The 12,403-nt window shown below is 65.5% G+C and carries 9 protein-coding genes; 8 read left to right on the plus strand and 1 reads right to left on the minus strand.

The window, feature by feature from the left end:
* The first annotated feature begins 27 nt into the window (after positions 1-27).
* The 5 genes from VFZ97_01500 (at position 28) to VFZ97_01520 (ending at position 5,763) form a co-directional block, all read left to right on the plus strand.
* Complete coding sequence (locus tag VFZ97_01500) at positions 28-933, plus strand: AIM24 family protein (protein HEX6392084.1); 906 nt, start codon at positions 28-30, stop codon at positions 931-933.
* A 246-nt stretch (positions 934-1,179) separates the two neighbouring features.
* Positions 1,180-2,886, plus strand: coding sequence for a 2-isopropylmalate synthase (gene leuA / locus VFZ97_01505; GenBank protein HEX6392085.1), 1,707 nt, complete (start codon positions 1,180-1,182; stop codon positions 2,884-2,886).
* A gap of 12 nt (positions 2,887-2,898) precedes the next feature.
* Complete coding sequence (locus VFZ97_01510) at positions 2,899-3,180, plus strand: hypothetical protein (protein ID HEX6392086.1); 282 nt, start codon at positions 2,899-2,901, stop codon at positions 3,178-3,180.
* 7 nt (positions 3,181-3,187) lie between these two features.
* Positions 3,188-5,356: a polyphosphate kinase 1 gene (gene ppk1, locus VFZ97_01515; GenBank protein HEX6392087.1), complete on the plus strand. Its 2,169-nt coding sequence runs from the start codon at positions 3,188-3,190 to the stop codon at positions 5,354-5,356.
* Positions 5,353-5,763, plus strand: coding sequence for an NUDIX hydrolase (locus tag VFZ97_01520; protein HEX6392088.1), 411 nt, complete (start codon positions 5,353-5,355; stop codon positions 5,761-5,763). Before ppk1 ends, VFZ97_01520 begins: the two co-directional genes overlap by 4 nt.
* A 176-nt stretch (positions 5,764-5,939) precedes the next feature.
* On the opposite strand, the gene VFZ97_01525 is transcribed toward VFZ97_01520, so the two are convergent.
* Complete coding sequence (locus tag VFZ97_01525) at positions 5,940-6,725, minus strand: isocitrate lyase/phosphoenolpyruvate mutase family protein (protein ID HEX6392089.1); 786 nt, start codon at positions 6,723-6,725, stop codon at positions 5,940-5,942.
* Between the two features lie 214 nt (positions 6,726-6,939).
* Between VFZ97_01525 and VFZ97_01530 the strand changes: the two genes are divergently transcribed.
* The 3 genes from VFZ97_01530 to VFZ97_01540 all read left to right on the plus strand — a co-directional run bounded on the left by VFZ97_01530 (position 6,940) and on the right by VFZ97_01540 (position 12,354).
* Entirely contained in the window at positions 6,940-8,415 is a 1,476-nt protein-coding gene (locus VFZ97_01530) for a cytosine permease (GenBank protein ID HEX6392090.1), read from the plus strand.
* Positions 8,412-11,174: an AAA family ATPase gene (locus VFZ97_01535; protein HEX6392091.1), complete on the plus strand. Its 2,763-nt coding sequence runs from the start codon at positions 8,412-8,414 to the stop codon at positions 11,172-11,174. Before VFZ97_01530 ends, VFZ97_01535 begins: the two co-directional genes overlap by 4 nt.
* 214 nt (positions 11,175-11,388) lie before the next feature.
* Positions 11,389-12,354 (plus strand): alpha/beta hydrolase, encoded by a 966-nt coding sequence (locus tag VFZ97_01540; protein ID HEX6392092.1) that lies wholly within the window; start codon positions 11,389-11,391, stop codon positions 12,352-12,354.
* The last annotated feature ends 49 nt before the right edge of the window (positions 12,355-12,403 follow it).

Genomic DNA, 12,403 nt, shown 5'->3' on the forward strand with positions numbered 1-12,403 from the left:
AGTCAAGGGAAAGCTCCGAGCCGCCACATGACCTCCCCGACTTCGATCTACACCTGCCGGTATTGCCGGTTGCAGAGCGACTTCAGCGCCGGCGCGCTGACCGCTTGCCCGCACTGCGGAGCGCCCGTCGACGTCGCCGCGGCGGTCAGCCGTTCCGGATGGGAGAAGCAGCCGCCGATCGCCGACATGGCCCGTATCCAGTTCGGCCAGTCGACGGTTCAAATCGAAGGCAAGTTCGTGCCCACCGCGGACTTCCGCCTCGCGGGCGGCGAGCGCATCTACTTCTCCCACCACACTCTCCTCTGGACGGAGCCGTCGGTTCAGATGGGAACGACGGCGATGGCCGGAGGGTGGAACAGAATGCGGGCCGGCCTGCCTCTGGTGATGCTCGAAGCGGGAGCTTCCGGTCACATCGCTCTGTCCGAAGACGCGCCCGGCGAGATCCTCGCTCTTCCTCTCCAGCACGGGCAATCCGTCATCGTGCGCGAGCACAGATTCCTGGCCGCGACTACCAACGTCGGGTACACCTGGCAGCAATCGAACGTGTGGATCACGACCGGCTCCGGAAACGAGCAAGAGACCCATTACCCGATGGGGGTGTTCCTCGATCTGTTTGGCGCCCAAGACGGTCCTGGGCTCCTTCTCCTTCACTCGCCTGGGAACACATTCATCCGAGATCTCGGTCCCGGCGAGACAATCTGCATTCAGCCGAGCTCGCTTCTCTATAAGGACCCGGGCGTCGGGATGCAGCTGCATATCGAGTACCCAAATTCCGGCGGCGTCCAGTTCGGCTTTGGGCGCAACTACAGCTATCGCAACGTATGGCTGCGCATGTGGGGACCGGGGCGGGTCGCGGTGCAATCGGTGTTCGAGCGGCCGGAGGAGTCGGGCTACATCACCAGCTGCTCGCCGGCGACCACGATGTCATGGTGACGGGACACGGAGAGGGACGTTGGTGCCAAATGATCGCCTATGGCGGGCACTCTGAGCCCGTGGTAGCATCAAGGTCGTGACCGCGCTCCGCCTCAACGCTGGACTCCTCCTTCTCATGTAGGCGAGCACCACATAGGTGCTCGCCGAGCCTCCTGCGCCCGAAGGGCCAGGAGGTTTTTTGTTGCCCCGACCACCCGCTCCGCTGACCGCCCGATCAAAAAAGACCGATACCGACGAGAGGTTCCGATGGCTGCATACGCATACCCGACTCCCTGCGACATGCCCTTCCAGAGATACAAGCCATTCCGGCCGCTCGTCCTCACCGATCGGACGTGGGCCGATCGCGAGCTGTCAATTGCGCCCACGTGGTGCAGCGTCGACCTGCGCGACGGGAACCAGGCCCTCATCGACCCGATGGACCCAGAACGGAAGCTGAAGTTCTTCGAAACGCTCGTGTCCATGGGTTTCAAGGAGATAGAAGTCGGCTTTCCCGCTGCGTCCCAGCCGGACTTCGATTTCATCCGGCAGATCATCGAAGAGGATCGCATCCCCGACGGCGTCGCCGTCCAGGTTCTCGTCCAGTGCCGCCCTGAGCTGATCGAGCGCACCTTCGAAGCGATCGCCGGTGCGCCCCACGCGATCGTTCACTTCTACAACTCGACTTCGGAATTGCAACGAAGGGTCGTCTTCGGTCTCGACCGGGCGGGCATCACCGACATTGCGACGAGCGCCGCGAGACTCGTGAAGAAGTACGCGGAAACCATCCCCGAGACCAGAGTCAGCTACGAGTACTCACCCGAGTCGTTCACCGGTACCGAGCCCGACTACGCAGTCGAGATCTGCGAGGCCGTCATGGACGTCATCGAGCCGAGCACCGACAACAAGATGATCATCAACCTGCCTAACACCGTCGAGATGTACGGGCCCAACGTGTACGCCGATGTGATCGAGTGGTTCGGAAGGCACATCCACGGGCGGGACACGATCGTGTTGTCGGTACATCCCCACAACGACCGGGGAACCGCGGTCGCAGCCGCCGAACTCGCCCAACTCGCCGGGGCCGACCGAGTGGAAGGGACTCTGTTCGGCAACGGCGAGCGGACCGGCAACGTCGACGTGGTGAACCTGGCGATGAACCTCTTCTCCCAGGGGGTCGACCCGAAGCTCGACATCCACGACATCGACGCACTGCGCAGAGTCGCCGAGTACTGCAACCGGCTCCCGGTACACCCTCGCCACCCCTACGTCGGCGACCTCGTGTACACCGCTTTCTCGGGCTCCCACCAGGACGCCATCAAGAAGGGAATGGACGCGCTTCCCGGAGACTACGAGACGTGGGAGGTGCCGTACCTGCCGATCGACCCCAAGCACGTCGGGCGAACATACGAGGCCATCATCCGGGTGAACAGCCAGTCTGGGAAGGGCGGCGTCGCCTATTTGATGGACACCGAGCACGGGCTCGACCTCCCGCGGAAGCTCCAGGTCGAGTTCTCCAAGCAGGTGCAGGCGATCACCGAGACGACCGGCACCGAGATCAAGGCAGCCGAGCTGTGGGACGTGTTCGCAAGCACCTATCTGCCCGACGACACAGGCCTCGATGAGGACGGAATCCGTCTCATCTCCACCGAGGTTTCCTCGGGAGCCGAAAAAGGGACCTCGGTCGTCGCGCAGGTCCTCGTCGACGGGACGCACCGGACGATCTCTGGGCACGGGAACGGGCCGGTGGATGCGCTTGTACATGGACTTCAATCGGAGCTCGGCGTTGCCCTCGCCGTCGAGGACTACCACCAGCACGCCCTGACGGCCGGCAGCGAGGCGACCGCCGCCGCCTACGTCGAGGTCACGGCCGACGACGGAAGACGGGTGTGGGGCGTCGGAATCGACTCCAGCACGCTCGACGCCTCCCTGGAGGCAGTCATCAGCGCTGCGAATCGAATCCGAAAACACCAGTAGTCTTGAACGACCATGTCGACCCAGCCCATAGAAGAGCAGGGCCCTCCGAAAGGTCACGTGCGGATCGTCTACCAGGGACCGGTCGCCCCCCACTGGCGGGTCGATTCGGACTTCGGCGACCGGAACGTGATCGAGGAGTTCCGTCAGCGGGCACTGGCCCGCCTGTTGCTGCTACCCCCGCACGACCCCCAGTTCAGGCGAAACCGCGAACGGGTGGTGCGAGACGCCGAGCGCGAGAATCTGATCCTGGAGTGGGACCTGGGCCAGCCCGAAGAAGACGCACAAGGCGATTGATTCGATGGTGAGGACCTCCGACAGTGCGGTGGAGCGCGTAGCGCTCGACGGCGCGGAGGCCAGCGCACCCACGACGCGCTACATCAACCGGGAGCTGTCGACACTCGACTTCAACTCTCGGGTGCTTGCCCTAACCGAAAATCCTGAGTTGCCGGTGCTCGAGAGGGTCCGGTTCCTGGCGATCTTCAGCGCCAACATGGACGAGTTCTTCCAGGTCCGCGTCGCCGGACTGAAGGACCAGCAAGCCGCAGGCCTTTCGGGAACGGCTCCGGACGGGTTGTCCGTCTCGGACCAGCTGACGGCGATCCGGGATAGGACCAAGGACCTCGTCGAGCGCCGGCGGGTGGCTTTTCACGAACAGGTTGTACCGGAGCTCGCCGAGCACGGGCTCGAGTTCGTCTCGTTCGAAAGTCTTGACGATGATGACCGCACCTGGGTCGAGCACATGTTCGCCGAGAGGATCTTTCCCGTCCTGACGCCGCTGGCAGTCGACCCGGGGCATCCTTTTCCATACATATCCAACCTGTCGCTCAACCTGGCGGTAATCGTCCGGGATCCCGTCGGCGGCGAGAGGCGGTTTGCTCGCGTGAAAGTCCCGCCCGTGCTTCCGGGGCTGATCACCATGCCGGACGGCCACAGGTTCGTCGTGTTGGAGCAGGTGATCGCCGCGCACCTGGCGTTGCTGTTCCCGGGGATGGAGATCGAGAGCTACTACGCCTTCCGGGTTACCCGGAACGCCGACCTCACCCTCGAGGAAGAAGAGGCGGACGACCTTCTCGAAGCGGTCGAGATGGAGCTGCGGCGCCGGCGCTTCGGCCGGGCGGTTCGCCTCGAGGTCGAATTGACGATGTCGGACGAGGTCCGCACGCTGTTGACGCGTGAGCTGGACCTCGAGCCGGACGACGTGTACGACGTCGAGGGTCCGCTCGACCTGACCGCGCTGTGGGTGCTCTACGGGATGGACCGTCCAGAGTTGAAGGACGAGCCTTTCTCCCCCGTGACGCCAGCGAGGCTGTCTGCGACCGACGGTGAGTCGGTCGACATATTCGCCGCAATGCTCCAGGGCGACATCCTGGTCCAACATCCCTACGAAAGCTTCAGCGAGTCGGTCGAAGCATTCGTCGTCCAGGCGTCGCGCGACCCGGACGTGCTTGCGATCAAGCAGACGCTCTACCGAACTTCCGGCGACAGCGCGATCGTGCGCGCACTCATACGCGCCGCCGAGAGGGGCAAGCAGGTCGCGGCACTCGTTGAATTGAAGGCGCGAGGTGACGAGGCCGCCAACATCGGATGGGCGAAGGCGCTGGAGCAGGCGGGAGTGCACGTCGTGTACGGGTTGGTGGGGTTGAAGACCCACTCGAAGACGTCGCTGGTTGTCCGGCAGGAGGGTGACGGGATACGGCGCTACTGCCACATCGGCACCGGGAACTACAACGCGACTACAGCTCGCATGTACGAGGACATCGGGATGCTCTCGGCCGACGACGAGCTTGGCAACGACCTAACTGACCTGTTCAACTACCTGACCGGGTACAGCCGGCAGTTCGACTACCGGCGGATCATCGTTGCGCCGGCGAATCTGCGACCGCGGATCATCGAGCTCATCCAGCGAGAGGCGATGCTCGGGCCGCGCGGGCGCATCGTTTGGAAGCTCAACAATGTGGTCGACAAGCGGGTGATCGACGAGCTTTACAAGGCGTCCGAGGCCGGCGTGCAGATCGACCTCCTAGTGCGGGCGATCTGCTGCTTGCGGCCGGGAGTACCGGGGATGTCGGAGAATATAACGGTGCGAAGCATTGTCGGACGCTGGTTGGAGCACTCCAGGGTGTACTACTTCGGCGCCGGCAGCGATCCCGACGGCTCCGGGGGAGTAGGCCGCTCGGGAGGCGAGTACTACTTCGGGTCGGCTGACATGATGGACCGCAACTTGGACCGTCGCGTCGAGGTAGTCGTGCCGGTAGGCCCGGCGGAGTTGCAAGGTCGGCTGAGGGAGATCCTCGACGTTGAGCTCAGCGACGACGTGGGTTCGTGGCAGCTCGGCCCGTCCTCGGGCTGGCTGAAGGTGCCGACTCTCGAGGGCGTCAACGCGCAAAAGGTTTTGCAGGAGCGGGCAGTCGCCCGGTCCAGGCGCTGGCGGGAGTCCGAGGCGATCCACGGCGCCCGCACGCCGCAGTGAGCGATCCCACCTTGGTGCTTGCCGCGGGAGGCGTCGTATGGCGCCGTTGCGACACGCGGATCGAGGTGGTGCTCGTGCACCGCCCGCGCTACGACGACTGGACTTTTCCGAAGGGGAAGCTGGACACTGGCGAGACCGACGAGCAAGCGGCGGTCCGTGAGGTGATGGAAGAGGCGAGCCTTGCCGTGCGGCTCGGGCCGGAGCTCCCCTCCACGACCTACCTGGACAAGAGCGGCAAGCACAAGCGAGTGCGCTACTGGGCGATGACGGTCGCCGACGGAACCGAGCCCGCCGGCGCCAACGAGGTCGACGACGCGCGGTGGGTCGAGCTCGACGAAGCCCGGTCGTTGCTCAGCTACCCGCGCGACGTCGAGCTGGTGGACGCACTGCAGCTCGCAGTGAGTTAGCCGCGCCAGCCAACACCGGGAGTTGGACAACGGCCCCCCGTCCCGGCTAACGCCGGAAAACGAGGTGGCCGCCGTTCACCTCCGGACTTCGCTGCAGCTCGAGTCTCACTGCTGGACACAGGACGACGTCCGCGAGTCAAACTTTTCGCATCCGGCCGACCCGGTCAGTCGTCCGATCAGCCTTGGAGCGTGTCGAGCTGTTGCTGGAACCGAGCGATCGCATCGAAGTACAGGAATGGCCCCCAGCTGACGCGGGCTATGCCTAGCGCGGCCAGATCCGCCAGCGATGGCGTCTGGGGTGCGCGCACAACGTTCACCGGGCCGTGGATGTCTGAGATGAAGTGGCGCAGCGGATCCCTCTCCCACAGGGCGATCGGATAGACGCAGTCTGCTCCGGCCTCGAGGTAAGCAGTTGCCCGCCTGAGCGCCTCGGGAACGAGCTCCTCCTGGGTCCCGGGCCCAGCGCCCGCGAGGAATGGACCAAGGAAGACGTCGACCCTGGCATTGATCACGAGCGGGTATCCATCCTCCGACGCGGCCTGACGAACCGCCCTGAGCCACTCCGCATGCCGGTCCGGATCTCGGAGGCCTCCCGCCGAATGGTTGGTGTCCTCGAGGTTGCACCCCGCCGCCCCCGCGCTGCGCAGCGCAGCGACCAGCTCGACCGGTTGCATCCCGTACCCGGCCTCAGCGTCGACAGTCACGGGCACCTCGACCCCCCTCGCTATCCGCGCGGCTGCGGCGAACATCTCATCGGCTGGTGCACCCTCCTCGTCTGCGTAGCCGAGCGTCGCGGCCACTCCGCCGCTGGTGGTCGCGACCACGGGAAACCCGGCCGCGACCACGGCTTTCGCGGTGGCCACGTCCCATACGTTCGGAAGCAGGAGAGGAACCCCGGGGCGATGCAGCGACCGCAACACTTCGCACCGGCCCTGGAGGTCGGTCGTTTGTGGAGCGGTCACGGGAATCACCCTAGGCCGCTCCGTGAGCAAACGGTTCGGCTCCTCGAAGCCGTGGGCTTTAGGGATAGGACGCGCCTACCTGGCGCGGCCATTGTTCCCGGGGCCTGCCGGGGTTAGCGTAGAGGAGGGCCCCCGTCGTAACGCCACTCAAAGCCAAAATTTGTCTCTTAACGGTTCTAACGGGGCCGGCGCCGTCTAACAACGGTGAGGTTCCATGTCGGCTACGGAACTGGGGGATGTCGGAGAGCTCGTTCGGGCGCTATCGGTCGATCAGCACGGGATCGAGCCGATACCCGATGGCGACCGCGACTCGACGGCCTGGCAGCAGTTCTGGATCTGGTTCGGCGCCAATATCTCTCCGCTTCAATGGGTGGCCGGAGCGATCGGGCCTCAGCTTGGCCTGAGTTTGGTTCAGTCGATCGTGATCATGGCGGTTGGGCAGGCTGTGGGCGCGCTGATCTTCGGCGCTTTTACCCTGATGGGCAAGCGGACTGGCGTGTCGCAGTTCGCCATGGGCCGGATGGCGTTCGGCCGGAGGGGCAACAACCTCCCATCGATCATCAATGGCGTTATCACCCTGTCGTGGATCGGGCTGAACACCTACGTGGTCCTCAGCCTGGCCACCTACTGCCTCCACAAGCTCGGGTTGCCGAACAATCACACCACCGAATACAGCGTCGCAGCCGTGATCATGATCATCCAGATAGTCATCGGAACGCTCGGCTTCTACGCCATTCGTACGTTCGAAAAGTGGACCGTCCCGATATTCGCTGCGGTAATGGCGGTGATGACGGTTCTGGCGTTCAGCAAGGGACACATTGTGTGGAACCGCTCGACCGTACACGGGTCCGGGCTCATCACCGCTTCGAGCGAGCTGATGACTGCGGTGGGGATCGGCCTGGGGCTCGGCTGGGCGCCCTGGGCTTCAGACTATTCGCGGTTTACGCGGCGCGAGGTCACCGAGAAGCGCCTGTACTGGGCGTCCGCGAGTGGCACGTTTATCGCGGTGATTTGGCTCGGTGTTCTCGGCGCCGCGATGGCCAGCAGCTCGACCCGCAGCGACCCCGCTGAGCTCGTCGCCTCGCTATTCGGGGTGATGACGATCCCAGTCCTGCTGGTGATCATCCACGGCGCCGTCGCCGGGAACATCCAGTGTGTCTACTCGGCGCCGCTGTGCTTTCTGGCGGGCGGTATCAAGATTAAACGCTGGATGGGGAGCGTTATCAGCGGCGTGGTCGCCAGTGCCGTCATGGTTGGGTTCCTGGAGTCAACCAAGTTTGTTACCTCGTTCACCAACTACATGAACTCGTTCGTGATCTGGACGGCCGCGTGGGGGGTGATCGTGATCATCGACTTCTTCGTTCTCAACCGCGACCGGGCCGACGTGCCCGCGCTGTACGCGTCTGCTGCGACATCGCGTTATGGCGACATTCGTTGGCGCTCGCTCGTCGCGCTGGGGGTCGGGCTGGTGGCGGGATGGACGCTCGAACACGGCAGTGCGTCGCTGTTCCAGGGTCCGATCTCGCGGGCTACTAACGGTGTGGACTTCTCGTGGCTGTCGTCGATCGCGTTTGGTGGGCTGGCGTATTGGTTGCTGTGCCGCCCTGGGCCGTATCTCGTCACCGCACCTTCGCTAGCCTCCAGCGATGGCGGCCAGGTCGTGGCCCAGGACAACGCGGCACCAGCATGAGGCATGCCCCTCACCTGCCGGCCTCGGGGTTGCTCGACCGCGGCAGCGAGCGCGACGTCCTAGAAGAACTCGTGGGGCGAGTGCGCGCTGGCCAGAGTGGTGTGCTCGTACTTCGCGGCGAGGCCGGAATCGGCAAGACGGCCCTGCTTGACCATCTGGCAGCCGTTGCCGAGGGATGCCGGATTGCCCGGGCGGCGGGCGTCGAATCCGAGATGGAGCTCGCATTCGCCGGGTTGCACACCCTGTGCGCGCCCATGCTCGACCGTCTCGCGCGTCTGCCGGGCCCGCAGCGCGACGCGTTGAACACGGCGTTCGGCATCAGCGCCGGTCCCCCGCCGGATCGCTTCCTGGTCGGGTTGGCGGTCTTGAGTTTGTTGGCCGACGGCGCCGAGGAGCAGCCGATTGTGTGCGTAGTCGACGACGCGCAGTGGCTCGACCGAGTGTCCGCGCAGACCCTCGCCTTCGTGGCGCGACGGCTTTTGGCCGAGCGGGTGGGATTGGTGTTCGCGCTCCGCGGATCCGACGACGCTAACGAGCTCCAGGGGTTGCCGGAGCTCATGGTCGAAGGTTTGCCGCCCGCTGACGCCCGGCTTCTGCTCGACGCGACTATCCCCGGTCTGCTCGACGCCAAGGTGCGGGATCGGATCCTGGGCGAGGCAGGTGGTAACCCCCTCGCGCTCCTTGAGCTGCCGCGCGGGTTGACACCGATGGCAGTGGCGGGGGGATTTGGGCTGCCCGGGGAAATGCCGCTGACCAGCCGTATCGAACAGGGCTTCGTTCGGCAACTGGAATCGTTGTCGACAGACACCCGGCTGCTGCTGCTCCTGGCGGCGGCGGAGCCGGTTGGCGACGTGACGCTGCTGTGGCGCGCCGCAGAGAGGATCGGCATCGGGCCCGAGGCGACGGCGCCGGCCGAGGCCGCTGGCTTGCTGGAGATTGGCGCCCGGGTGCGGTTCCGCCATCCGCTCGTCCGGTCAGCGGCTTACCGGGCCGCGCCGGAAGCCGCGCGACGCGAGGTCCACAGGGCGCTCGCCGGTGCGACGGACGCGCGAGTGGACCCGGATCGACGAGCCTGGCATCTCGCTCGGGCTGCCGACGGGCCCGACGAGGTCGTGGCCGGCGAGCTGGAGCGATCGGCTGACCGGGCGCAGGCACGCGGTGGGCTGTCTGCGGCCGCCGCGTTCCTGCAGCGTGCGGCCGAGCTGACGCCGGATCCCGCGGTGCGCGTCGAACGCTCTCTCGCGGCCGCCCAAGCGAAGCTCGACGTTGCCGATGCCGGGTCGGCGTCCGAGCTCTTAGCCGCCGCCGAGCTTGGGCCGGTCGACGGATTTCAGCGCGCCCGGCTGGACCGGTTGGGCGCGCAGATCGTGTTCGCCCGCCAGCGCGGGCGCGACGCGCCGCCGCTCCTGCTCGAGGCCGCGAGGGGGCTTGATCACCTCGATGCAGCGATGGCCCGGGAGACCTACCTAGAGGCGATGGCGTCGGCGATGTTCGCTGGACGGTTGGGCGTGGGCCCCGATGAGCGCCAGGTGGCTGAGGCCGCCCGGGCGTCGAACCGACCGCAAGAGCCGGGCCCAGCCGACGTGCTTCTCGACGCGCTAGTGACGCGCTTCACTGAGGGGTACGCGGCCGCAGTCGAGCCGCTTTCGCAGGCCCTGCGCTTGTTCGTCGAACCCGAAGGCGTGGGATCGGACCGGCGGTGGTTGTGGCTGGCGTGCCGCCTCGCCCAAGATCTCTGGGACGACGAGCTCTGGCACCTACTTGCGACCCGCGGCGTGCGCCGGGCGCGCGACACGGGCGAGCTTCACCTACTCCCGATCGCACTGAACTATCTCGCCGCGCTAAATGTCCATTCGGGCGCGTTCGCCACAGCTGCGGTGCTGATCGACGAGGTCGATGCGATCACGCAGGCGACCGGACTCCCGCCGCTCAAGTACTCGGCAGCCATGCTGGCCGCCTCTCGCGGCGACGAGGGGCCGGCCCAAGCGCTGTTCGAATGGGGTTGGCGGAATGCGACGGAGCGGGGCGAGGGCTCGGCGGTTGGGATGGTTTGGGGGCTTCGGGCGTTGCTGTACAACGGGCACGGCCACTACAGCGAGGCGCTCACGGCTGCGCGGCAGGCGTGCGAGCGCGAGGAGGTTATTGGCTACGGCTGGGCGCTGGTCGAGTTGATCGAGGCCGGTGTCCGCAGCGGTCGTTCCGATGCAGCCGTCGCCGCGCTCGAGTGCCTGACCGAACGCACACAGGCGAGCGGCACCGAGTGGGCGCTGGGGATCGAAGCCCGCTGCCGGGGGCTACTCACCGACGACGAGTCCGTGTATCAGGAATCGGTTGAACGGCTGGCGCGGAGCCGTGCGACGGTCGAGTTGGCACGCAGCCGGCTCGTGTACGGCGAGTGGCTGCGTCGTGAGAACCGTCGCGTTGACGCCCGCGAGCAATTGCGCGCTTGCCACGAGATGTTTAGTCGCATGGGCGCAGAAGCGTTCGCCGAGCGCGCCCGGCGCGAGCTATTGGCGACTGGTGAGACGGTTCGCAAGCGTACGGTCGATACCAGCGAGGATCTCACCGCGCAGGAAGCCGAAGTTGCCCGGCTCGCTCGCGAGGGGTACAGCAACCCGGAGATCGGCGCCCAGCTGTTCGTCAGCCCTCGGACCGTCGAGTACCACCTGCGCAAGGTATTCGCAAAGCTCGGAATAAGTTCGCGTAAAGAACTCCGCACGGCGCTCCCACGGGTCAAGCAAGGACCAATACCTGCCTAGACCCTCTTCGGCCCTCCGGGCACTCGGGTTTCCGGAAGGAGTTCCTGCCCGGCCGTTGCGAGTCAGGCAGTTCGCCGGACTGATGCCGCGATCCGACCGAGGTACGAGGTTCGCGTGGCACACAGCTCGACTAGGGAGTTTCACAGACTCGATAGCTAGTCGATCGATGCAGGATTCAACTCGGGAAACCCAGCGATTGCAAGGAGCACTGTCAATGTCACTGCTTACAAACAAGGTCGTTCTTGAGCCCGCCGTTCAGGAAGTGGCCGAGGCCACCTCAAAACCGCCGTTCGTCTATCAGCTGGACTATGCAGCCGCCCGCAAAGTCCTTGACGATCTTCAGGCCGCGACACCGGTCGTCAAGCTGCCTATCGACGAGGAGTGGACGACAGTGCCCTCCTCCTTCGGTGACGCACGTGTACGCATCATCAAGCCGCAGGGCGCCCAGGGCATCCTGCCCGCCATCGTCTACATGCACGGGGGTGGTTGGGTGCTGGGAAACGCCGGCACACACGATCGGCTTGTACGAGAGCTAGCGGTCGGCGCTAATGCTGCTTTGGCCTTTGTTGAGTATCCGAACTCGCCCGAAGCGCGCTACCCGGTAGCGATCGAGCAGGGATACGCCACCGCTCAATGGATCGCCCGCGAAGGCGCGTCCAAGGGCCTGGATCCCAGCCGGATCGCGGTGGTCGGCGAGTCGGTTGGCGGCGACATGACTGCAGCCCTGGCCCTTATCGCCAAACAACGCGGCGACGTGCGCTTCGTCCACGTCGGCATGTACTACCCGGTTACCGATGCTGCCATGAATACAGCCTCGTACGACGAGTTTGCTGACGGTCCCTGGCTCACCCGCAACGGCATGGAGTGGTTCTGGGACGCCTATATCGCCGATCCGGCGCAACGGTTGGAGATCACAGCATCGCCAAATAACGCCACCATCGAGCAGCTAAGGGGGCTCCCCCCCACCCTCCTGATTGTCGATGAGGCGGATGTGCTGCGAGACGAGGGCGAGGCCTACGCCGCCAAGCTACGTCTCGCGGGCGTCCAGGTCACGACCGTTCGCTACGACGGGACCTGTCACGACTTCATGATGCTCAACGCGCTCAGCCAGACCAGGGCCACACGAGCCGCCATAGCCCAGGCCACCGCCTTCCTTCGTCAAGCCTTCCAAACCGATTGAGCTGGCCTCGATGACCCCCGCCGGGCTCCCGACTCGGGCATTTTCGGCT

Source organism: Acidimicrobiales bacterium (genome assembly GCA_036378675.1).
Taxonomy (GTDB): Bacteria; Actinomycetota; Acidimicrobiia; order Acidimicrobiales; family Palsa-688; genus DASUWA01.